Genomic DNA, 22587 nt, shown 5'->3' with positions numbered 1-22587 from the left:
TGTATGGATTTCAGTACAGCCGTTTTTAAGTTAAATTTACAAATATTTACAGTCAAAAAGCACACAATTTAAGCTTTGTTTTTTAAACATATTTTTCTTTAAAATTTTAATTACCCTATAAAACCAAACAATTAAATTAACCATTTTTATAACTTTCGGTTTACTTTAAAGCCAAGTCTCGCTAAGATGCGCCACATAAGAAAGTGATAAATTCATCACAATTTATAAAAAGTAAAATGATATTTAAATCATGACAACTATAAATACTACAGCGCTCAATAAAAAAGCCTCTGACTGTTCAGAGGCTTTTTTTTCGGCTATTTCAACGGCATGAATTTCACTTAAGCCTCATGCGCTAGCGCAATTTCACCAAATTTTCCGTTATTGAAATCATCAAAGGCTTGAATAATTTCAGCTTTGCTATTCATCACAAATGGGCCATAACCTTGAATCGGCTCATTTAGTGGCTCACCGCTAAGTAACAGAAATTGTGTGTCCTGCAACGCTTGTAGCTGAATGGCGATATCATCTTTGGCAAACATGACCATCGAACTGTCTTGAACTTTATGGCTTTCATTCACCACAACCTCACCCTTCAAGACCACCAAAATGGTGTTATGCCCTTCAGGTACATGTAAGGTGGTTTCATATTGAGCTTTCAATTCACCATCCCAGACATTCACTGGACTAAAGGTTTGTGCAGGCCCAAGGTGACCACCCATTTCACCAGCAATCACCCGAATATGCCCTGCACCTTCATCCATGTCTATGCGAGGAATATCTTGGCGTGTGATCGCTTGATAACGAGGCTGGGTCATTTTGTCTTTTGCCGGTAAATTCACCCACAATTGAACCATTTCAAAAAGACCACCTGCTTGAGCAAATTCAGGCGAATGAAATTCTTCATGCACCAGACCCGACCCTGCGGTCATCCATTGCACATCGCCTGTTTGAATTGTGCCGCCACCACCACTTGAGTCCTTATGAGTCACTTCACCGCTGTAGGCGATAGTCACCGTTTCAAAACCACGATGTGGATGTGAACCTACACCATGCCGTGCAGTGGTGGGATCGAACTGATAAGGTGCCGCATAATCCAAAAGCAAAAATGGGCTAATCGCCTGACCTAGACGATCATAGGAAAATAAGCTTTTGACTGGAAAACCATCGCCCACCCAGTGCATTTGCTGATTACGATAAACACCAATTACTTTTTTCATTTCTTAGCTCCTATATTCATACGATAGGATGAACATAGCGCTTATTTTAAGCTTTGAAATACTTACTGACCATCTTCCAGATAGCATTCTATATCTCAAAATTAGAACAATACTCAGACATAAAATCTGCACCTCACTCAAAACCAAGCATTAATTTCGAAATTCTAAGGTTTAAGACATATACAACGATGAATTATCCCAATTTTATGATTGAGCTTCTCATTTAAACCCATTTCATTGTCTCATTTTTACAACTATTCTAAATCTAGTTAACACGCAGATTTCATCTGATCCTGCGTAGTTGCAAACAGGAAAGAGGACAATAAAATGGGGCAAACCTTACGTTCGTTTAGACAAAGATAATGCCGCGGTACTTTTAGTTGACCATCAAACAGGTCTACTTTCATTGGTTCGCGACATTGATCCAGATAAATTTAAAAATAATGTGCTCGCACTGGCTGCAGCCGCTAAATATTTTAATCTTCCAACAATTCTCACCACCAGTTTTGAACAAGGTCCAAACGGGCCATTAGTTCCAGAACTCAAAGAAATGTTCCCTGACGCACCTTATATTGCACGACCAGGTCAAATTAATGCTTGGGATAATGAAGATTTTGTGAAAGCAGTCAAAGCAACCGGCAAAAAACAATTGATTATTGCTGGTGTAGTGACTGAGGTTTGTGTGGCTTTCCCAACCTTGTCTGCTTTAGAAGAAGACTTTGACGTCTTTGTGGTGACCGATGCTTCAGGTACTTTCAACCATTTAACCCGCGACTCAGCGTGGGAACGTATGACGCAAGCGGGTGCACAGCTCATGACGTGGTTTGGTACCGCGTGTGAATTACACCGTGACTGGCGTAATGATATTGAAGGTTTAGGTGCGCTTTTCGGCAACCATATTCCAGACTACCGTAACCTCATCAACAGCTATACGCAAAATACTGAAAAGAAATAATCCTCCAGTAGTAAAAAGCGGCTTCGAGCCGCTTTTTTTATACCTGATGTATAAATTGACGTATGATAATTGGAATTGAAATAATTTTTCACTGCATAAGGTGATCCATGCATTCATTTGATGACTATTACTACTTTTACTTGGTGGTGAAACATGGCGGTTTTAGCGCTGCAAGTGAAGCATCGAATATTACAAAATCAAAATTAAGCCGACGCATTTTAGATCTTGAAGCCAAATATAATGTCACCCTTATTCAGCGTTCTACCCGACACTTTAAGGTCACGACATTAGGCCAAGAATTGTATGAAGAATGCATAAAAGTGATCGAACAAGTCGAATGTGCGCATCAGGTGCTCTTGAAGCAAAAAAGTGAACTTGAAGGCTTGGTTAAAATTAGCTGTCCACCAGTCATGATGGAACATCAAATTCGCCCCTTGTTAAATCAGTTTTTAAAAGATCATCCCAAAGTTCAGGTCGAACTCGAGCTGTCTAGCCGCCGTGTGGATGTCTTACATGACGACATTGATTTGGCGATTCGCACCAATTTTAGTAAGAATGAAGACTCGAGTATTATTGTACGTGACGTGATTAAAACCGTGCATTGCTTAGTGATTAGTCCTGAACTTTTACAAGGACGCGAGTTAAAGCATATTACCGAATTGACAGAATTTCCGAGTATCGTTTTGGGCACACAGAAAAACCGCTATCAATGGCATTTGCATCATACAGGACAGCAAGAACAGATTGAAATTGCCTTACAGCCTCGGATTAAAAGCAATGACTTAGCCGGTACTTATTATGCAGCACTCGATGGTTTAGGCATTGCAGACTTACCCTATTTAACCGTGCAAGCAGATATTGAGGCAGGTCGTTTAATTCACCTCTTCCCCGAATGGTGCTCAAATGTCGGTACGGTGCAATTGGTATATGCTTCGCGCAAAGGTCAACGCCTAGTCATGGAAAGATTAATTGACTATTTAGTCGATGGAGTTCGTGGCTATGCTCCAGAACATGATGGCTATTTAGTCTAATGATCTAAACCACAAAAAAGCCAGAACTGAGTTCTGGCTTTTTTAAATCTACGGTTGGATCACCAAATTAGATTTTACCCACTAGGTCGATCGATGGTGCAAGCGTCGCTTCACCTTCTTTCCATTTTGCAGGACATACTTCACCTGGGTGTGCATGTACATATTGAGCAGCTTTTACTTTACGCATCAATTCAGAAGCATCACGACCAATACCACCTGCATTGATTTCAACGATTTGGATTTTACCTTCAGGGTCAATTACGAAAGTACCACGGTCAGCAAGACCATCCGCTTCAATTAAAACATCAAAGTTTTTCGCAAGTGTCCAAGTTGGATCGCCAACCATTGGGTATTCGATTTTCTTAATTTCTTCAGAAGAATCGTGCCAAGCTTTATGCGTGAAGTGTGTATCAGTAGATACTGAATAAATTTCTACGCCCATTTTTTTGAATTCAGCATAGTGATCAGCAAGATCGCCTAATTCTGTTGGACATACAAAAGTAAAGTCAGCAGGATAGAAAAACACCACAGACCATTTACCGTAGAAGTCTTTTTCTGAAACTTCAATAAATTGACCGTCTTGGTAAGCGGTAGCGTTAAATGGTTTTACTTCAGTATTAATTAAACTCATTTGATATTCCTCTAACTCATTTCAGGGATTGCTTATCTGTTGAAGCTAGAATACGACTTATCAAATCATAGGTAAAACCGAACTTTTTTATAAAAACTATCGGATTTTTAGATTTACTATTTAAATCAATCTTTACCTTTCCATCGAGCAAACCAATCAATTTCAATGAGAGCAAGGCTTTATATCCATACAGAGGGCCTGCCAAGCAGCCTGTGTAAACTGTTGTTTATAGTGTGATGGTGGCGTTTTGACTTTATGCGATAACCATGCCCGACAATAATTTTCCGTTGCCCCTAAGACCAAAGACATCATTAATTCTTTGGGTAGATGCTCGATCAAATGCCAATCGGATTGTGCGGTCAACCAACCCAGCAGCGCGGTATTGCGTTGTAGATTATGTTGTTTTAACTCGGCTTGTAGCGTTTCCTTACGCATACTAAACCCTGCAGCATATAAGAATTCTGCAAAATCAGGATAGGCTTCGACCCAGTCTATATACGAGCACAAAATGGCTTGAATGCCTTCCTGCAGCGATTGGGCCTGTGTCAAGGCGTCTGCCCTTTTCGCAAATTGATCTTGCAATGCCGCAAAATACAATGCTGCTACTAAACCATCTTTATTTTTAAAATGATGGTAAATCGCTCCAACACTGGTCTCTGCACGGTCTCGTACATGTTCAATCGTCGTCGTTTCAATCCCTTGTTCTACAAAACATGCAAGGGCTTCTCCTAAGATCTGCCTTTTAAGTTCCGCTCTGCGACCACTGTAAATTCGTTGCAATAATGCTTGATTTGACGACATCGATACTTTCCTTTGCTCGGGTCATTTTAAAACAATGTTGGCTTTTTTTTATAGCTGTGACGTCATTTACGCCACTAACAGAATATTATTCTGCATTAGAATTATATTCTGAATAATGAAGGATAATTAAGCATGAGCCAAGCATTAAAATTATGGAAGACCTTCCAAAACAAACCCGCAGGGAAATGGACTTTTTCTAAATTGCTGTGTTTAAAAGCACCGTATTTCAGCAGTATTTCGCCTGTTTTTGATGAATTAAAGCCCCAATACTGTGAACTACATATTAAAAAACAGCGCAGTGTGTTGAATCATATTGGCACTGTCCACGCGATTGCCATGTGTAATATGGCCGAATTGGCTGGCGGTACCATGACGGATGTAACCGTTCCGAGCAGCCATCGTTGGATTCCCAAAGGCATGACTGTGGAATATTTGAAAAAAGCCGATACAGATTTAACGGCCATTGCCACGCCTGTCGATGCTAATTTTACGTGGAATGCAGGGAGTGATTATTTGGTGAATGTCGTGGTGAACAACACGCGTAATGAAGCCGTTTTTAAAGCCGTAATTACCATGTGGGTTTCTGAAAAAAAATAAGTCGTCGACTCAATTGCAAAATGAAACTGATCTTTCAAGATGAGACCTGCGAAAAAAAACCCTCAAGATTGAGGGCTTTTTTTGATGATGATCTACCGTTTTAAACGCTGTGTTTAAGGTTCATTAGAACGGTAAGTCATCATCTAAATCTGCTGCTGCAGGAGCCGGTGTCGGTGCAGGCTGTTGTTTTGGCGCAAAACCACCTGGGTTGTTATTGCCATAGCTATTGCCTTGAGCCGGTTGGTTATTGCCATAACCGCCTTGGTTTGAGCTATTACCGTAGCCACCTTGGTTTTGGTTATTGTTATAACCACCTTGTTGATTATTAAAACGAGGCTGACCAAAATCACCGCCTTGACCTTGTTCGCCTTGTTGGCGATTATTGTCAAGCATTTGCATTTGTTCACCACGAATTTCAGTCGTGTAACGCTCTTGACCGCCTTGATCTGTCCACTGACGAGTACGTAATGAACCTTCAATATACACTTTAGAACCTTTGCGCAAATATTGCTGTGCAATTTCACCTAAGCGGTTATGTAACACAATACGGTGCCATTCTGTTTGCTCTTTACGTTCACCTGTATTTTTATCTGTCCATGAATCACTCGTTGCAATTGAGAACTGAGTGAGAGAACCACCATTTGGGAAAGTTTTTGTTTCAGGGTCACGACCCAAAGTACCAACTAAAATGACCTTATTTACACCACGCATCAGACGTATTCTTCCTATTTGTTTCTATTATTTACTTTATAAGAGTTATGGTTAAATGGCTACCTCTTTCCCTAACAAGTGCGTTAAATGTTGTCGCGCAGATTCATCCATCTGCTGCTTATCCACTTTTACATAAGCCACTTGCTGGTCAGACATCACCACAACTTCTTCAATACCACGAATTGCTAAAAGCTGAGAAGTCCATTCATCCGTTTCTTTATCTTCAGGCAAACTAAACACCATAGACGATAAATAACGCGGCTGAGCCAACCCAAAACTAATGATCAACCATAAAATGGCTAGCGCTGTCAGGATGCCCCATCCCATTGCCGTATCATTTAGCAACAGAAGTTGCCCACCAATCATACCACCAAAAAATGCCCCCAGAAACTGACTGCTGGCGTTCACCCCCATGGCAGTCGCTTTGGATTGAATTGGAGCTGCTTTCGATAACCATGACGGTAATAATGCCTCCATCACATTAAATGCGATAAAGAATAAACCTAAGCCTGTCAGCAAAATATATTTTGATTCGAAACCAAAAATTAAGATGCCCAATCCTAAAATAATGCCACCAATGGCGGTCAAGAAAATGCCGCGCATTTTGCGATATTTTTCCGCCAAAATAATACTTGGAAATGCAAAAAACAGGCTCACGACCAAAAGCGGCAAATACACCAGACCATGCGAATGCAAGGGAATATTGGCGAAGTCAATCAACTGAGACGGCACATAGATAAACATCGCTGTGAGCAGTAAATGCAATGAAAAGACTGAAACATGTAAACGATTTAGATCAGGCATTTTCAGTACTTGCTTTAACTGCGTCAGATAACCTTGTTGAAAATTTTTATGATGACGCGTTACTTTCGGTACCAATAGCAACATCGCAATCGCGGCAAGTCCCATGATGGTGGTCACCCAAAATAAACCCGAGATGCCGACTAAACCTGTGAGCCAAGGCCCAAGGCTGAACGCGACCACAAAGGACAAACCGATACTCATCCCCATCATGGCCATGGCTTTAGTACGCTGTTCTTCACGTGTGACATCGGCTAACAAAGCCATCACTACGGCAGATACAGCACCACCACCGGCAATCGCACGCCCGATAATCACGCCATAGATACTATCGGACATTGCAGCAATTGCACCGCCTAAAGCAAACAACAGCAGCCCAATTACCACCAACGGTTTACGACTATAACGGTCTGCAATTAGACTAAACGGGATCTGTAAAATCGCTTGAGTTAAACCATAAACACCCACCGCTAAACCAATAAGTGCTGGTGTTGCCCCTGCATATTGCTGACCTGCCACAGAGAAAACAGGAATAATCATGAACAGCCCCAGCATACGTAAGGCGAAAATACTACTCAAAGCAAAAGTTGAGCGTCGTTCAAGAGCATTCATCATAGCTGGTTAAAAATTCATTAATCTTGGAATGGGATTATAGGACATTCAGCTTAAAGCGAAGCAGGATTTTTATTGATTTTAAATATCCTGATGATTGGACAAATAAAAAGCGCAGCTGATGCTGCGCTTTTTGGGAGATTTTAGGCAAATTTAAATTAGCCTAAATTTTCTTGACGCTTTTTATATTGAATTGAGGCAATCACAGCCCAAACAATAAATGCCACACCAATTAGACCCGTTACCACTTCAGGGACATGAAGACCTGTGCCACTCGCCAACATAATGAAGGCCAAAGCACCAATCGCATAATGCGCACCATGTTCAAGGAAGATATAAGCATCTAAGGTGCCTTTATCCACTAAGTAAATGGTCATTGAACGCACGAACATAGCACCAATAGCAAGACCGAGCATAATGATTACGACATCAGAGGTAATCGCAAATGCACCAATCACACCATCAAAACTGAATGAGGCATCGAGTACTTCAAGGTAAAGGAAACCACCAAAACCTGCTTTGATCACGCCTGTCGGTACGCCATTTGCGTCATGTCCAACCGCATTACCGTTTTCATCAACTTCAGGTTCACCACCCAATAAATGACTCAGTACTTGGACACCGATATACACCACGATCCCCCAGATACCCGCCATCACTACCGCTAGACGAGAGGCTTCGGCCACGTTTGCTGCCATTATCAATAACGCAATTAGGGCAATAAACACGGACATCGCAGGAACGTTTGCAAGATTGGCCAAACGGCGCTCTAGCCAACGGAACCAATGGGTATCTTTCCCTTCATCTAAGAAGAAGTTCAGGAACACCAACAATAAGAAAGCACCACCAAAGGCCGCAATTTCTGCATGATGGGCCATCAATTTTGCAGAGTATTCAATTGGATTATTCAATGCCAATTGCACCACTTCCATAGCGCCCATGTCTGCAGTAACAGCCACGATCACAATTGGGAAAATCAGACGCATACCAAAGACAGCAATCACGATCCCGACGGTTAAGAAAATCATTTTCCAAAAATGATCCCAACCACGGAGTACAGATGCATTGACAACGGCATTGTCAAAAGACAAAGACACTTCCATCACCGCTAAAATGGCAGTGATGGTCAGTGCTGTCAGCATGGCTTGCACACCTGCATTTGGGCCATGATTCAGACCCCAATATGCAGAAATGGCAAGACACACGATCGTAAAGACGATTGAGAAACCAAAATGTTTCATCATGATAGATCGACCTATTCATTCAATAAGATTTCAAAATGAGGGAATACCCAGTTTGAAGCTAAGTTTATGGCGCAATTATGCAGCTTTTCAGGATTGAAACCAAAAATTATTCGTTACATTTTGAATAAACACTCTAAGATGGAGGCTCTCAATTACATCGCATCATGGTGTAGACCCGTCTTTCATTTTTAACGACAGGAATGTTCAATGCGTTTTTCTGAAGAAGTTTGGCAACGTAATACCGCGTTATATCAGCAGATACTCCATCTACCTTTTAATCAGGAATTGGCTCAGGGCAGTTTAAGCCGCGACGCCTTTTGTCACTATGTCATTCAGGATGCCCATTATTTATTGGCCTATGGTCGTGCACTTGCAGTGTGTGCAGCCAAGGCATTTGATGCCGACGATGTGATTCAGTTTTCTGAAGCGGCAAAAATTGCCATCGTGGTGGAACGCAGTCTGCACAATGACTTTATGCAAGGTTTCAACATCAGCAAAGAACAGTTTGAAAATACCCCATTAACCCTTGCCTGCCATCATTACACTTCGTTTCTAACAGCGACAGCATGGTCAGAAAGTTACCCTGTGGTCCTTGCCTCACTCCTGCCTTGCTTTTGGATCTATGCTGAAGTCGGCAAAGCCATTGTCAGCCAATCTGTGCCGAATAACCCTTACCAAGCATGGATCGACACCTACTCAGGTGAAGACTTTAATACCGCTGTACAAAACGTGATTCAAACCATTGATCGAGTTGCGGCTCGCTGCGATGCAGATACACGTGAAAAAATGCATGCCGCTTACACAAACGGCGCAAAATTAGAATGGATGTTCTGGGACAGCGCATATCAACAGCGGACATGGCCCATTGAATAAACCTGTGATTTAAGCTGTATAAAAATTTAAGGATCTAAAATTACTTTTAGATCCTTTTTTTAATACGGTTGGATTCGGTTCAAATGACCTTGCACGATCATTCAGTGTATTAGCGTTTAAAACGATACCATCCGAGGAAAATCCCCATCGCGATAATCACCAAAAAAATCGCAAAACGTGCTTCACGCAATTCACTGCGCGCTGCTTTGCGTTCCTGCATTTCTTCTGAATGAAATTGTGATTTGATCATCGGATCTAGTTGAGCAATGGCCAATAAATCCTTAGGTTTCTCACCTTTGCCTAAAATGAAATACAGCCCTTTCACCTGCATTTCATTGAGTTTACCCAGTTCAATATTCAGTTGAGTAGCTTGTGCATTATAGTCAGGCACCCAATCTTCTACGCGGGCATATACATGGGCACGACTAATATCAAAGATTGATGCATCCTGCACTTTCTTGCCCGTTTGATCTTCCAGTTGTTCAATCAAATCGGAAAATTGGGACAGTACATAGTCTTTTTTCTGTGCCAACTGCACGCCGTCAAAAGCATACTCTTGTATTTTTTGTGCAGGATTATTTTTCGATAATAAACCTTGGGGAACGACTTTAAAGTCCAATACGGTGTTGTCAGGGACTTGGTTGGTTTGCAGCACCATATAGACCACAGACCATAACTGTTCATTTTGCGCGACCGTAGGCACGCTCACGCTATAGCGCTGCTCTGCTGCCGGGTCAATAAATTGTTCAAACGCGAGGATTTGACTGTCTTCAGCCCACAGGATTTGGCTTGAAAACATGAGGCAGATGATCACCCAAAATTGTTTTAACATTATTTGCTCTTATCATGATTATTTTCTGTTCTGGCAGAATTATAATTAATTATTCAAATACTTACATTTTAAATCACACATTTAGTGATTGGAAATTCATCATAATTTAATACAAATCTATTGTTTTATAAATGATCTAGAACCCATAAAAAATTGATCTAAATCAGCATCGATATAGGCTTTTGATGCTTACTGAAAACTCTGCCATGCATAAATCAAAACAGCCGCAGCAAGCACCCAACTCAACGTTGCTACACTCAAACATGCCGTTAAACTCACACGTGTTGCGAGCAGGTATACCATCAATAAATAAATGAAATAGGGGATGAGAGACCAGAGTCCAAACAGTGCAGTTTTTTGTAATGCGGCTGCACCCTGATCATTTGCCACGATCACATGGGCAATCAACGCAAAAGTCGGAAACAATGGAACCAAACCTGCAATATAAAACGCCTTACTTTTAGACAGCAAAGCAATTAATACCACAACAAAGGCACCCATTAAGCTTTTGAGAAATAAGGACAACATGGCATTCTATAGTTTCGAGAAAACTGCATTTTACGCCTTTTCTGCGATAGTCCTGAGATTTTCCAATGGATTGTTATACGCATGACACAGGAGATTTAAACGATGAACTCAAAAAAGTCATAGCGCTTTTATCTTTATGCACCTTTACACCACAGGCTAGATGTAAAGCGCGCCTTTTGTTGCTCAGCCATTTGCTTAAACTGCGCTTGAACTTTTAAATCTTCAGCACTCATCAAATGTTGATTGTTTTCAACAATTGCCAAAACCAAATCAAACTGTTGAGGAATTTTTTCGCAAGCCAGATGCTTTTTTTCAGCTTCTGTTTTGGCTTGACCTAATTTCGCAATATATAGATCAATTTTTTCACTTTCGGTATTCAGCGCCAAAGTTGCTTGTTCTAAGCTGTCATATTTTTGCGCTTTCGGTGTGTGGTTCGGGGTACATACACTCAAAAACACACTACACATCAATAAACCCATCACACCTAATGTTGGATTGAGATGAAGTTGCCATTTCATGTTAAAAGTCCTAGATTGCTGATTTGCGGATGTTTTAGGGCATCGGCACAGACAGCTATATTTTGATTCGGCCATTTTTCTCACAAAGTCACGCATAAATCTAGGTTTAAATTACACTTGAACATTTTTCATGCGCTATCATATATAGGTTTTTCGATGAATATTTTAGGACCCCTTGCATGAGCCAAAGCCATATCCGTATTCGAGGCGCACGTACCCATAACTTAAAAAATGTGTCACTCGATATTCCACGCGACAAGTTTGTGGTCATTACGGGTCTTTCTGGTTCAGGGAAGTCCTCTTTGGCTTTTGATACCTTGTATGCTGAAGGTCAACGTCGCTATGTTGAGTCCTTATCTGCCTATGCACGCCAATTCCTTTCGCAAATGGAAAAGCCCGAAGTTGACTCGATTGAAGGCTTGAGTCCTGCGATTGCCATCGAACAAAAATCAACGAGCCACAACCCACGCTCAACAGTGGGAACAATCACCGAAATTTACGACTATTTACGTCTACTCTATGCCCGTGTCGGCACGCCGTATTGTCCTGAACATGACCTCCCGATGGTAGCTCAGACTGTGTCTGAAATGGTCGATACCGTCAAAGGTCTAGAAGAAGGTACGGCGCTTATGTTGCTTGCCCCTGTGGTCCGTGACCGTAAGGGTGAATACACCAACTTATTTGAACAATTACAAGGTCAGGGTTTTGTCCGTGCCCGTGTCGATGGTGAAGTTATTGATATCGACACACCACCCGAATTAGACAAAAAGAAAAAGCACACCATCGAAGTCGTTGTTGACCGTTTTAAAGTTCGTGATGACCTCGGTAACCGTATTGCAGAAAGCTTTGAAACGGCTTTACGCATGGGCGGCGATATTGCCATTTTGTCGTGGATGAAAGGCGAACAAGAAGATCGCGTATTTTCAGCCAAACACTCTTGCCCTGAATGTGAACGTGCCGTTGGTGAACTTGAACCACGGCTATTTTCCTTCAACAACCCATTCGGTGCCTGCCCTGTTTGTGATGGTTTAGGCACACGCAGCCATTTTAGTGCTGACAAATTGATTCCTAATAATGAAGTTTCGATTAGCCAAGGGGCGATTCGCGGTTGGGACCGTCAACGTCCGTATTACTATAGCATGATCCAAAAAGTGGCAGATCATTTTGGTTATTCTTTAGACACACCGTGGAATAAACTCGATGCCGACACCAAAAAGAAATTCCTTTATGGTACAGGCAAGGAAAAAGTTGACCTCAGCTATATTGATGAACGTGGTCGCTCACACAAACGTGTGCAAGCCTTTGAAGGGATTTTGCCGCACCTAGAACGTCGCTACCGTGAAACGGAGTCGAACTATGTGCGTGAGGATTTAGCACAGTATTTGTCAAATGCCGCATGTGATGCTTGCGGTGGCTCACGTCTCAATGAAATTTCACGCCATGTCCGAGTTAAAGATAAAACCATCGCGCAAATCACCAAGATGTCGATTGGCGATGCTGAAAGCTATTATCAAGATCTCAACTTAAGCGGTGCCAAAGGCGAAATTGCCGACAAGATTTTCAAAGAAATCCGTGAACGTTTGCACTTCCTAGTCTCTGTCGGTTTGAACTATTTAAGTTTATCGCGTTCGGCAGAAACACTGTCGGGTGGTGAAGCACAGCGTATCCGTCTGGCTTCACAAATTGGTGCGGGCCTCATGGGCGTGATGTATGTCCTCGATGAACCATCGATTGGTCTACATCAGCGTGATAATGATCGCTTGCTTGAAACCTTAGTTCGCCTACGTGACCTGGGTAATACCGTGCTCGTCGTTGAGCATGATGAAGATGCCATTCGAGCGGCTGACCATATTATTGATATCGGCCCAGGTGCAGGTGTGCATGGCGGTCATGTGATTGCCGAAGGGACGTATGACGAAATTTTGGCAAATCCAGATTCATTAACCGGTCAATATCTATCAGGAAAACTCAGTATTGATGTGCCGAAAACACGAACACAACCGCCAAAACCTGAAGAACAAATCAAATTGATGGGCGCTGCGGGTCATAACCTAAAAAATGTCGACCTGACCATTCCTTTAGGGGTAATGACCTGTGTAACGGGTGTGTCGGGTTCAGGTAAATCGACCCTGATTAACCGGACATTATTGCCGCTTGCAGCAACTCAATTGAACGGGGCAACCACACTGACTGCGGAAAAATTTGACTCGATTGATGGCTTACAGTTCCTCGATAAAGTCGTTGATATTGACCAAAGCCCGATCGGTCGTACACCACGTTCAAACCCCGCAACTTACACAGGTTTGTTTACCCCAATTCGTGAACTGTTTGCGCAAACCCCTGAAGCTAAAGCACGTGGTTATGCGGCGGGTCGTTTCTCATTTAATGTGAAAGGTGGTCGCTGTGAAGCCTGCGAAGGTGACGGCATGATTAAAGTCGCAATGCATTTCTTACCTGATATGTACGTACCGTGTGATGCCTGCCATGGCAAGCGCTATAACCGTGAAACGTTAGAAGTTGGTTATAAAGGTCGTAATATTTCAGATGTGTTAGAAATGACGGTTGAAGATGCGATGCATTTCTTCGACGCTATTCCTGTGATTCACCGTCGTTTGGAAACCTTGAACCAAGTAGGCTTGGGCTATATCCGTTTGGGTCAGTCTGCAACCACACTTTCAGGTGGTGAAGCGCAGCGTGTGAAATTGGCACGTGAGTTGGCGAAACGTGATACAGGCAAAACCTTGTACGTGCTTGATGAACCGACGACAGGTCTGCACTTCCATGATATTGCCAAGTTACTCGACATCCTGCATGAGCTACGTAATAAGGGCAATACCATCGTGGTGATTGAGCATAATTTGGATGTGATTAAAACGGCCGATTGGATTGTGGATTTAGGCCCTGAAGGTGGTGCAGGTGGCGGTATGATTATTGCGGAAGGTACACCTGAATTTGTTGCGAAGAATAAAGTGTCGCATACAGCGAAGTTTTTAAAGCCGATGTTGAAATAACGCGATTTATTTTACTTAATCCTCCCCAACCCTCCTTTAAAAAGGAGGGAGTTTCCATTACCAGCAAAATGCTGTTCCCCTCTTTGAAAAAGAGGGGTTAGGGGAGATTAAAAATAAAATATAAGATTAAAATTTTTGGGGGAAATAATGCGGTTTTCAGAAAGATATGGATATAAGCCTGTACGTGAAATTATTCAAAAAGAAAGTATAGATGATGACTTAAAAAATAGATTATGGTCATGTTTATATAATCATTTTTTTGATATGTATCAGTCTTCGTATACATATAAAATCTATTACGAACCTCAAACTAAATTACTTTGGCAAAACTTTTTAAAAAAACCGATAGACACACTTCCCTCTTCATCATTTGATGCAACCAAACAGATCAGAATAATTTTCAACAACTCAAAATGGTATGAAATATATGATCTAGTTGAAGAAATTATAAAAATTTACCCAAACATCTATAAACTTAAATCATCCTTTCTTCTTGAGTTAAATATCATTTTAGAAGAAGAAAATTCAGCTTATCGAATTATAGATAATCAGGTTACAGAAATTACCTCCGAACAAGAAATACAATCCATAGAAGAAGCTCTAGAAAATACAAGTCTATATTCAGGTGTCCAACAACATTTAAAACGTGCTTTAGAATTAATGTCAGATCGCCAAAGTCCTAACTATGCCAAATCCATGCAAGAATCAATAAGCGGGGTTGAAGGTTTAGCGATGAAATTATTGAATCATGAATCTATTACTTTAGGAAAAGCGATTCCACAACTTAAAAATAAGTATAAATTGCACCAAAATTTATTAGCTAGTCTAGACAAATTGTATGCATATACATGTGATGAAGATGGTATAAGACACGGTTCACCAAATGAATCCACCGTTACCTACAGTGAAGCTAAATTTATGCTCGTTGCATGCACAAACTTTATTAACTATTTAATTGATAAAACCAAAGATCAAAACTGAAATTCAATCACATGACGGCGACATGGATGTCGCCTGTTTGACTGGGGCAGCACGGATGTGCCCTCAGTCAAACAAAAGCATTTTGCTTACTTTTGTGCTTTCAAAAGTAAGATAAATCCTACGCAATGGAAGCTAAAACCTAATGCAAAGCGAGGACGTGCCAACTCAAAACTCAAAACTCAAAAAATTAACGTAAATAATAAAACACACCCAACTTATCCAACACATCCAAAGTTAACTGCTTACGCTCTGCCACATCATCCCCTGCTGCCATCTGCAAATTCAAACTAAACGCCGTGATCTTGCCATGACCATCATCCACCCAACCGGTATACCAACCGACTTGGGGTTCAACATCCATGCCCCAACCGCTCTTGGCATATAACTTTGCATCGCCACGGCTTTCAATAAAAAGCATGTCTTTGACTTGCTTTTGTACCGTAACATCAAACGGTAATTTCTCTGTCGCAAGCTGATACGCAAATTTGACTTCTTGTTCAGGCGTAATCTTTAACGGCCCAACCAACCAAAAATTATCCACTTGTTTGCCAATATTGGCATTGCCAAAACCGACCCGTTTGACTTCTTGTTGCATTAACGCCAAACCTATTCGCCTTGCCAGTTCCTGATATACAGGAACTGCAGATGCTTGCATCGCTTCACCCAAAGTCAGGTCTTTTTCCCATGACGGGAAAGCACGTTTTTCACCTTTCCATTTAAAAACTTCAGTGGCTGTCGCCTTCTGATGCTGCAAACCAATTAATGCATTTAACATTTTAAAAGTAGATGCGGGAATGTATTCGGTGTGGGCGCGCTGTAAGTCATTGCCATAATGGCTCAAACGCTGACCATCAAATGTGACAAATACCGCCTGTGTCTGTGCTTGATTAAATAAAGACAGAATCTCACTCACCCGTGAATTTTCTAAATTGGCTTGAGTGGTTTGTTTTAAGTGTTGAGATGAATCCAACATGCCTTCATTTGCTGTACATGCTGTCAAACTTAGGACAGTCATCAACGATAGATATATTTTTTTCATTGCACTATTTTTATGGTGTTTAAAGTCCATAGTATAAGATGAAGTTCAAACCTGAATTGTGTACTTTTCAACAGTCTTCAATCTGTCGAAAACTCAGCATATCGACTATTTATTTTTAAACAAAACATCCTTATGATGACGCCTATCGTGGACTCAACAACGAATAATTTTTAACTTTTTAAAATATAAAAGCATACTAACAATGAATAAATTTATCTTAATTTTCAGTCTCTTATTATGTCCAATATATAGCTTTGCCGATGGCTATCTAAACGAATACATGGTGCTGTTTGTCTCACAAGAAGACCCCGATCTTAGCCCATGGAAAGATAAGCCGCAGTGTAAAGCCCTCAGTACCCCGACTTCACACAAAGGGATCTATGAAAATCAATATGTCTATGCCAATGGCAATGCCCTGACCACCATCTTTCTGAGCAACAGCAAAATTAAAAATGGTGAATGTGAACATCTCATTCACTTTCCTGATGGTATTCAAGGCTCAGGCGTATTTGAAAGTTTCTTCCCCAACGGCAAACCCCGTAGCCGCATTGCTTATAAAAATGGGGAGTACGAGGGCAAACTTGAGTTTTGGTTTGCCAATGGGATAAAAGAGCAAGAAAGTAGCATCATCAATGGTGAATCTCAGGGGGATTACAAAATTTGGCATCCAAATGGGCAACTGGCTTTTTCTCAAAATTATAAAAATGGTCTCGAAAATGGCCTGCGCCAACGCTGGTATAGCGATGGTAAACCATGGACTTATGCCAATTTTCAAAATAATAAACTGATTGGTGAGCTGAAAATGTGGTTTGAAAACGGCAAACTAGAACGCCAAGGTTATTATCGTAATGGCGTTCGTCATAACAGTTATAAAATTTGGTATGACAATGGGCAACCTGAAGCGGTGCTTCAGTACGATTTAGGCAAAATTACCCAAGCCCAGTGTTGGAATGAAGATGGTAGTCAAATGAACCAACAAGCCTGCAATAAATTATATAAAGATGAAGATTAATTCATTTGTCTGGCTAACTTTATGAATCTGCCAAGCTGCGTTTAGACTGAAACACGATCACGCCCCGCAGCTTTGGCTTTAAACAATGCTTGGTCTGCTCGCTCTAATAAATCGATCCAGTTTTCGGCCCCCACTGCCACACCAATACTCACCGTCACAATGAGATCGGCTTCGTCCTTTGCCAAATTAAAATTCACATTCTGAATATCGTGCCGTATAGTTTCGGCAATGTGTTGGGCTTTGAGCATATTAATCCCCTCGATCAGGACTAAAAATTCATCTCCTCCATATCGCACCACCAAGTCGGATGAACGAATATGTTGTCGTAATTGATTGGCAACATGTTGAATCACCAAATCGCCGACAATATGCCCATAGCGATCATTCACCTGTTTAAAGTGATCAATATCAATCACGATCAGTGCTGTATGTAAAAAGCCTGAATTTTGGCTGTCGCGAAATTTAATATATTCATCTAAGGCAAAACGATTGGCGACATTGGTGAGTGAGTCAGTATTGGCAATATGTTTAAGCTGAAATTCAAAGGCATCACGCTGTTCCAGCATGTTTTCAATATGCTGAATGGCGTCAAATAAACTGAGATAACTTACTTTGGCAGGTTCAATCACGCCTTGATCCATTTGTCGGTGCCGAGCCAGTTTAAATAACTGATTACGAGCACGAATTAAAGGTTCAAACACCCATTTCTTGGCATAGAACATCGTTAATAATGCAGTCAGTAATGACACGAGTGAGACAAAAAGCGTAAAGATCAATTTATTTCGCGCTTCACGTTGTTCATCCGCAGCTACTTTGAGACTGTAATCTAAAATATAACTTTGCAATTCCACCACTGTGACAAATTTGTTGACCATTGCATCAGTGAGCTGGGTGCCATCCATGTGATAACGCTGATGTTGAAGACTTTTTTGAGTCAAACCATCAATAATTGGCAAACCTTTATCTAAAAATTCCGTTCGTACCGCATGATGTAACTGTTTAAACTCGGGAGTTTTGTCATGTTCAGACTGCACGACATTGATCAATTCCCATAGATAGCGTGTTTGACGCTGGGTTTGTAAACTCCGCGCTAAATTTTGCTCTGGAATTTCCTGTTGAAATGATACCGCAGCCATAATATTTGATGCGACTCTTCCCGCCTGATCACGTAATTCTGCCAGTAATAAAATCAGCGTGTAATAATTCGATACACGGGTATCTTTACCATGTGAATGATTGACCAATTTCTGCATGGCAATATAGCTTTGATCCCAAGCTTGGAACATCGCCAAAATGGCATAATCCAATTTTTTAGCTTCACGCTGTTGTGTCGGCAGCGCAATATATTGATCGACCGTTTTGCGACCCTGCAACAAATATGGATATAAATTGGACTCTAACTGCTGGGCGATCGGTGCAAAGCCCGTTTCTTTTAAAACTTTCAGTGTATCTTGATATTGCCGATCAACGCCTTGACGATATTCAGCCAACTCAATAATTTTTTGCTCGCGCTGTTCACCTTGACTCGACATTGCACTGTTAGCTGGCGCACGTTCACGGGAAATTTGGTTGGTTAAATCTGCCACCATTTTCAGCATCTGAATTTCTTTCAGCGCTCCGGCACTTTTGAGGTAATGTTGATTGCTGCTCACAATCAATGGAACACTGATAAATACGATAGACAAGACGATTACTAGCATCGCAAGTTGCAAGCGCTTACTAATATGCTCTGTTCGTAATGTTTCCATCTATTTTATGCCCCACACTTGTTGCATACCCCAACCCACTTCTCAACTAAACGCGGGAATATTTAAATTAATGACCAATAATTTATTAATTTGTAAAGTGAACATTTATAGCTCTAAATTCTATATAAATGTGCTTAATCTGTCACATTTTTATCACTTTAGAACGAGATAATTTGCTAAAAAACAGCAGCATATTTCAAAGCGAAATATTTTTTATTAACTTGTTTAAATAAATATTTACAATTGCAATAAATTGGTGCAGAATGCACCGTATTAGGGCACACTAGATTTCTTCCTCAGCAGAATATTTTAGTTTCCCGAAAATTTTGGCTAAAAAATCCTGATTTTCCTTGAAAATCAGGATTTTTTTTGTCTATATCACTTTAATTGAAAGATAAATAGAATTATTAACGCACCATAAAAGTGCATTTATTTCTACAAGATATTTGCTCTATATTTTATCTTTAATATAAAGTTGCATTTTTGAATAAAAAAAAGCCCAACCTTGGGGAAAGCTGGGCGAATAAAAAACAATAATGGAGAATCAGGGTCAAAGTCACACTTTTAAACCGTGTGACGACTCGATTGGCAAATTATGAATCAAATAAAACCTGATGTAAAGCCAAGTATTTCACTAGGATATTAAAAATATCACAAAGACACATATTTAAGTGACATATCCCTCAAACTTAAAACAAAAATGTCTATTTAATATACAAATAAGTGGTTTTAGCCCAACAATTCAGCAGTCAAAGTCCCGATTTATTACCTCAAATGCGTGAAAAGCGTTAGAATTTACCCACTACAATAAATGTTATTTTGAATTAAAATAACAATAATAATTGTTATTTTAGATTGAAAAGTTGTGTATTTTTTCAAGTGTATTTTTTTAATTAAGAATTTAATAAAACTTACTTAATTGTTCTCAATGATTTTTTTTCAGTGACTTATTAGTTAGAGTAAAAACTGAATTTCTTATTATGAAATAAAGATCTGAGTCAGAGACTGAATAATAACCTTTAGGATCATTGACTTAATATATTGTTACAATACAATGCTCAATGTTTAATCCATTTGTAACAACTGGTAGAAAATCATGAAAAAACTCGGTTTAGCCACTGCTTTATTATTAGCCATGACCGGTGCTCAAGCTTACCAATTTGAAGTTCAAGGCCAAGCAGAATACATCGACACAACTGCAAATGACAAAGATTTCATTGGTGGTGTTCAAGGTACTTACTACTTCAAAAATGTTGACTCTACAAAAGGTCCTTTAGCAGAAGCTGCATTCTTAAACCAAGCTTCTAACGTATCTGTTGCTTACAACTACGGCGAAGTTGGTTCAAAAGGTACTGACGTAATTGCTCATAACTTCGGTGCTAAAGCTGAAGCTTATGTTCCAACTAAAGTTGTTCCTGTATACGCTAGTGCTTCTTACAGCCACACTATCCTTGACAGCAAAAATGCAAACAACACTGATGACAACGGCGACCGTTATGCATTAGAAGTTGGTGCGCTTCCAACTCAAAACTTCTTAGTTGCTGTTGGTTACACTAGCGTTGCTGACCAAGCTGCTGTTGACGCGTTCAACGTTATGGGTAACGGTGTTGCTAAAGCTGTTGCTGAAGCTACAACTATTGGCCAAGACCAAGACGCAATCACTGCACGTGCTAAATATGTTGGCGCAATCGACGACACTAACATGGCAATTGGTTTCGAATCAGGCATCATCTACGGTGATGACACTGCTTACCAATTCAAAACTGATCTTTTCGTAACTCCTAAATTAAGCGTTGGTGCTTCTTACGCTGAATCTAGCTTTGCTGGTACTCCAGACTCAGCTTGGGGCGCGAACGTAAACTACTTCATCACTCCTGCTGTTGCAGTTGGTGCTAGCTATGTAAATGCTAATGCTGAAGAAGTTGCGCTTGACACTCAAACTGTTGGCGTAAACGCTAAATTCCGTTTCTAATTCATATTAGATACTGAATACCAAAAAGGACGCATTTGCGTCCTTTTTTATTCTGCCATTATTTGTCTTTGGGCTCATGGCGTTCCGGTAAATGGGCAATATATTGCAAAGCAATTAAGCGTGAAACGATGAGAGCCAAATACATCACCCCACAAAACATTTGAAGCATAGCCAACACCCGTGCAGGCGCGCTCACAGGCATGAGATCCGACAAGCCCGTGGCAGACTGCAAACTAAAACTTAAAAATAATAAATCTAACCACGACTGCATGCCCGGCTCTGCAGGATTCACAAAACTATCCGGATAAATCAGCTGACAAATACTATAGAGAAAAGCAAAACCCCATGCGATGAGGGTAAATACTGCCCCGGCTGCAAAAAGTTCGTCTTTGGTTAAATAACGATCGGCAAACATATAGCGTAATAAGCCATAGGCTGCACTAAAATATGCGCATGCTTCAAAACCATGCGCAATAATTTGAATATTGGGATGATTTACACCGAGCATAATCAAAGTAGAAAACAATACGGCGCAGCCAACAAAACTCAGTCCTAGAATCGTAAACATTGGAGTTTGGCGAATCACTTTGGCAATGATCAATAGTACCGACACCCCAAGTACCCAAATTAGCGCACGAAAAGACAGACTTTCTCGGGTAATCGCGGTTAAAACCAAGATCAGAAACTGCACCAGTAACAGCCATGCTGAGGGTAAAAGTCTAAAGCTTTTCCAAAAATCTACAAAACCTTGCATTATTTTCAATCTCTATAATTTTCAATCTCTATATTTTTTTCATGCGCTGAAATGATCGATCTGAAGCATCATCAACTGATTGATTTTAAATTAGCACGAAGTGAGTTTTTTTTATTGCAAAAATTTGTTGATCTTAATCTGAAAAAGCATCTATATGAGCACTGTTCTAGATGGGTTCCTTATTACCAAAGAAGTTCAAAAAACCTACTGTAAGTTTCAGCATTCAGGCGCACATTTAAAGAAATCTCCTGCGTGGTAGATTTCATTATGAAAAAACATCTCGTATTTGCTCCCCTCTGTCTACTCATGCTCTCTGCCTGTACACAAGACAGTCCACTCCTCAAAGGCCATGAAAATTATGTGGGGACTTGGCAAAACAACCACAGTGAATTAGTGATCAAAGCGTCGGGCGAAGTGACGTATCACCATCAAGAACATACCGAAAAAAGTATTGCCAACCAAACCTTCAGTGGTGCTGAACAGTCGCGAATAAAAGCCCATTTGAGCAGTTTTGGTGATCAGAGCTTTAGCATCGGTCAGGATAATTTCTCTCAACAATTCACCATTCAGCGCTCGCCTGATCAAGATGATCAAGGCCATTGGAAAATGTCGATCAATGGAGAAAATTATACACGCAAATAGGACAGAGATTTGTCTACAAACCTCTGTTTCATATCATTCACTCAAATATAAAAAAGCCCCTTATTAGGGGGCTT

The 22587-nt window shown here is 40.7% G+C and carries 21 protein-coding genes; 9 read left to right on the top strand and 12 right to left on the bottom strand.

Annotation, left to right across the window (positions count from 1 at the left end; translation table 11 throughout):
* Positions 1-341: 341 nt before the first annotated feature.
* The gene (locus tag FTU22_RS02310) at positions 342-1220 is read right to left on the bottom strand and encodes a pirin family protein (protein WP_180025915.1); all 879 of its coding nucleotides are present in this window, start codon (positions 1218-1220) and stop codon (positions 342-344) included.
* A gap of 322 nt (positions 1221-1542) precedes the next feature.
* On the opposite strand from FTU22_RS02310, the gene ycaC reads away from it, so the two are divergent.
* A complete protein-coding gene (gene ycaC / locus FTU22_RS02305) occupies positions 1543-2175 on the top strand; it encodes an isochorismate family cysteine hydrolase YcaC (protein ID WP_180092934.1) in 633 nt (210 codons plus the stop codon).
* Between the two features lie 107 nt (positions 2176-2282).
* Entirely contained in the window at positions 2283-3206 is a 924-nt protein-coding gene (locus FTU22_RS02300; protein ID WP_180025069.1) for a LysR substrate-binding domain-containing protein, read from the top strand.
* Between the two features lie 67 nt (positions 3207-3273).
* Here the strand turns inward: FTU22_RS02300 and ahpC are convergent, their stop codons facing one another.
* Both ahpC and FTU22_RS02290 read right to left on the bottom strand, forming a co-directional pair.
* Positions 3274-3837, bottom strand: coding sequence for an alkyl hydroperoxide reductase subunit C (gene ahpC, locus FTU22_RS02295; protein WP_078190520.1), 564 nt, complete (start codon positions 3835-3837; stop codon positions 3274-3276).
* Positions 3838-3999: 162 nt separating this feature from the next.
* Entirely contained in the window at positions 4000-4638 is a 639-nt protein-coding gene (locus FTU22_RS02290) for a TetR/AcrR family transcriptional regulator (protein ID WP_180092785.1), read from the bottom strand.
* 132 nt (positions 4639-4770) lie between these two features.
* Between FTU22_RS02290 and FTU22_RS02285 the strand changes: the two genes are divergently transcribed.
* A complete protein-coding gene (locus FTU22_RS02285) occupies positions 4771-5235 on the top strand; it encodes a hotdog fold domain-containing protein (protein WP_168378960.1) in 465 nt (154 codons plus the stop codon).
* 123 nt (positions 5236-5358) lie between these two features.
* Here FTU22_RS02285 and ssb read toward each other — a convergent pair whose 3' ends face one another.
* The 3 genes from ssb to FTU22_RS02270 all read right to left on the bottom strand — a co-directional run bounded on the left by ssb (position 5359) and on the right by FTU22_RS02270 (position 8603).
* Positions 5359-5946, bottom strand: coding sequence for a single-stranded DNA-binding protein (ssb, locus tag FTU22_RS02280; RefSeq protein ID WP_078193176.1), 588 nt, complete (start codon positions 5944-5946; stop codon positions 5359-5361).
* A gap of 51 nt (positions 5947-5997) precedes the next feature.
* Complete coding sequence (locus FTU22_RS02275) at positions 5998-7362, bottom strand: MFS transporter (protein WP_180035455.1); 1365 nt, start codon at positions 7360-7362, stop codon at positions 5998-6000.
* Positions 7363-7517: 155 nt separating this feature from the next.
* On the bottom strand, positions 7518-8603 hold the full coding sequence (locus tag FTU22_RS02270) for a DUF475 domain-containing protein (RefSeq protein WP_078193178.1): 1086 nt from the start codon (positions 8601-8603) through the stop codon (positions 7518-7520).
* Positions 8604-8810: 207 nt separating this feature from the next.
* Between FTU22_RS02270 and tenA the strand changes: the two genes are divergently transcribed.
* Complete coding sequence (gene tenA / locus FTU22_RS02265) at positions 8811-9476, top strand: thiaminase II (protein WP_111884497.1); 666 nt, start codon at positions 8811-8813, stop codon at positions 9474-9476.
* A gap of 109 nt (positions 9477-9585) precedes the next feature.
* Here tenA and FTU22_RS02260 read toward each other — a convergent pair whose 3' ends face one another.
* The 3 genes from FTU22_RS02260 to FTU22_RS02250 form a co-directional block, all read right to left on the bottom strand.
* The gene (locus FTU22_RS02260) at positions 9586-10308 is read right to left on the bottom strand and encodes a hypothetical protein (protein ID WP_180092782.1); all 723 of its coding nucleotides are present in this window, start codon (positions 10306-10308) and stop codon (positions 9586-9588) included.
* A 189-nt stretch (positions 10309-10497) separates the two neighbouring features.
* On the bottom strand, positions 10498-10836 hold the full coding sequence (locus FTU22_RS02255) for a GlpM family protein (RefSeq protein WP_111884495.1): 339 nt from the start codon (positions 10834-10836) through the stop codon (positions 10498-10500).
* Positions 10837-10970: 134 nt separating this feature from the next.
* Complete coding sequence (locus FTU22_RS02250) at positions 10971-11354, bottom strand: hypothetical protein (RefSeq protein WP_180092779.1); 384 nt, start codon at positions 11352-11354, stop codon at positions 10971-10973.
* 179 nt (positions 11355-11533) lie between these two features.
* On the opposite strand from FTU22_RS02250, the gene uvrA reads away from it, so the two are divergent.
* Entirely contained in the window at positions 11534-14365 is a 2832-nt protein-coding gene (gene uvrA / locus FTU22_RS02245; RefSeq protein WP_180092776.1) for an excinuclease ABC subunit UvrA, read from the top strand.
* 147 nt (positions 14366-14512) lie between these two features.
* The gene (locus tag FTU22_RS02240) at positions 14513-15346 is read left to right on the top strand and encodes an AbiJ-NTD4 domain-containing protein (protein WP_180092773.1); all 834 of its coding nucleotides are present in this window, start codon (positions 14513-14515) and stop codon (positions 15344-15346) included.
* Between the two features lie 187 nt (positions 15347-15533).
* Here FTU22_RS02240 and blaOXA read toward each other — a convergent pair whose 3' ends face one another.
* Positions 15534-16385 carry a class D beta-lactamase gene (blaOXA, locus tag FTU22_RS02235; protein WP_373886232.1) on the bottom strand — a complete coding sequence of 284 codons (852 nt, stop codon included), beginning with the start codon at positions 16383-16385 and terminating at the stop codon, positions 15534-15536.
* Between the two features lie 202 nt (positions 16386-16587).
* Between blaOXA and FTU22_RS02230 the strand changes: the two genes are divergently transcribed.
* On the top strand, positions 16588-17397 hold the full coding sequence (locus tag FTU22_RS02230; protein WP_180092770.1) for a toxin-antitoxin system YwqK family antitoxin: 810 nt from the start codon (positions 16588-16590) through the stop codon (positions 17395-17397).
* A gap of 41 nt (positions 17398-17438) precedes the next feature.
* Here the strand turns inward: FTU22_RS02230 and FTU22_RS02225 are convergent, their stop codons facing one another.
* Positions 17439-19145: a diguanylate cyclase gene (locus tag FTU22_RS02225; protein WP_180092767.1), complete on the bottom strand. Its 1707-nt coding sequence runs from the start codon at positions 19143-19145 to the stop codon at positions 17439-17441.
* 1096 nt (positions 19146-20241) lie between these two features.
* Here FTU22_RS02225 and omp33-36 point away from each other — a divergent pair.
* Complete coding sequence (omp33-36, locus tag FTU22_RS02220) at positions 20242-21117, top strand: porin Omp33-36 (protein ID WP_078193188.1); 876 nt, start codon at positions 20242-20244, stop codon at positions 21115-21117.
* 58 nt (positions 21118-21175) lie between these two features.
* Here the strand turns inward: omp33-36 and FTU22_RS02215 are convergent, their stop codons facing one another.
* Positions 21176-21871: an ion channel gene (locus FTU22_RS02215; protein ID WP_180008803.1), complete on the bottom strand. Its 696-nt coding sequence runs from the start codon at positions 21869-21871 to the stop codon at positions 21176-21178.
* A gap of 267 nt (positions 21872-22138) precedes the next feature.
* Here FTU22_RS02215 and FTU22_RS02210 point away from each other — a divergent pair, with 267 nt between their 5' ends.
* Positions 22139-22513, top strand: coding sequence for a hypothetical protein (locus FTU22_RS02210; RefSeq protein WP_180092764.1), 375 nt, complete (start codon positions 22139-22141; stop codon positions 22511-22513).
* Positions 22514-22587 lie beyond the last annotated feature (74 nt).

Source organism: Acinetobacter sp. YH12076 (assembly GCF_013419525.1).
Classification (GTDB): Bacteria; Pseudomonadota; Gammaproteobacteria; order Pseudomonadales; family Moraxellaceae; genus Acinetobacter; species Acinetobacter amyesii.
The sequence above is the reverse complement of the archived record's forward strand: the minus strand, read 5'-3'. Positions and strand labels throughout refer to the sequence as shown.

Coding starts and splice junctions, on each gene's coding strand:
- FTU22_RS02310 (WP_180025915.1), bottom strand. CDS start 1,220: ATGAAAAAAGTAATTGGTGTTTATCGTAATCAGCAAATGCACTGGGTG.
- FTU22_RS02300 (WP_180025069.1), top strand. CDS start 2,283: ATGCATTCATTTGATGACTATTACTACTTTTACTTGGTGGTGAAACAT.
- ahpC (WP_078190520.1), bottom strand. CDS start 3,837: ATGAGTTTAATTAATACTGAAGTAAAACCATTTAACGCTACCGCTTAC.
- FTU22_RS02290 (WP_180092785.1), bottom strand. CDS start 4,638: ATGTCGTCAAATCAAGCATTATTGCAACGAATTTACAGTGGTCGCAGA.
- FTU22_RS02285 (WP_168378960.1), top strand. CDS start 4,771: ATGAGCCAAGCATTAAAATTATGGAAGACCTTCCAAAACAAACCCGCA.
- ssb (WP_078193176.1), bottom strand. CDS start 5,946: ATGCGTGGTGTAAATAAGGTCATTTTAGTTGGTACTTTGGGTCGTGAC.
- FTU22_RS02275 (WP_180035455.1), bottom strand. CDS start 7,362: ATGATGAATGCTCTTGAACGACGCTCAACTTTTGCTTTGAGTAGTATT.
- FTU22_RS02270 (WP_078193178.1), bottom strand. CDS start 8,603: ATGATGAAACATTTTGGTTTCTCAATCGTCTTTACGATCGTGTGTCTT.
- tenA (WP_111884497.1), top strand. CDS start 8,811: ATGCGTTTTTCTGAAGAAGTTTGGCAACGTAATACCGCGTTATATCAG.
- FTU22_RS02260 (WP_180092782.1), bottom strand. CDS start 10,308: ATGTTAAAACAATTTTGGGTGATCATCTGCCTCATGTTTTCAAGCCAA.
- FTU22_RS02255 (WP_111884495.1), bottom strand. CDS start 10,836: ATGTTGTCCTTATTTCTCAAAAGCTTAATGGGTGCCTTTGTTGTGGTA.
- FTU22_RS02250 (WP_180092779.1), bottom strand. CDS start 11,354: ATGAAATGGCAACTTCATCTCAATCCAACATTAGGTGTGATGGGTTTA.
- uvrA (WP_180092776.1), top strand. CDS start 11,534: ATGAGCCAAAGCCATATCCGTATTCGAGGCGCACGTACCCATAACTTA.
- FTU22_RS02240 (WP_180092773.1), top strand. CDS start 14,513: ATGCGGTTTTCAGAAAGATATGGATATAAGCCTGTACGTGAAATTATT.
- blaOXA (WP_373886232.1), bottom strand. CDS start 16,385: ATGAAAAAAATATATCTATCGTTGATGACTGTCCTAAGTTTGACAGCA.
- FTU22_RS02230 (WP_180092770.1), top strand. CDS start 16,588: ATGAATAAATTTATCTTAATTTTCAGTCTCTTATTATGTCCAATATAT.
- FTU22_RS02225 (WP_180092767.1), bottom strand. CDS start 19,145: ATGGAAACATTACGAACAGAGCATATTAGTAAGCGCTTGCAACTTGCG.
- omp33-36 (WP_078193188.1), top strand. CDS start 20,242: ATGAAAAAACTCGGTTTAGCCACTGCTTTATTATTAGCCATGACCGGT.
- FTU22_RS02215 (WP_180008803.1), bottom strand. CDS start 21,871: ATGCAAGGTTTTGTAGATTTTTGGAAAAGCTTTAGACTTTTACCCTCA.
- FTU22_RS02210 (WP_180092764.1), top strand. CDS start 22,139: ATGAAAAAACATCTCGTATTTGCTCCCCTCTGTCTACTCATGCTCTCT.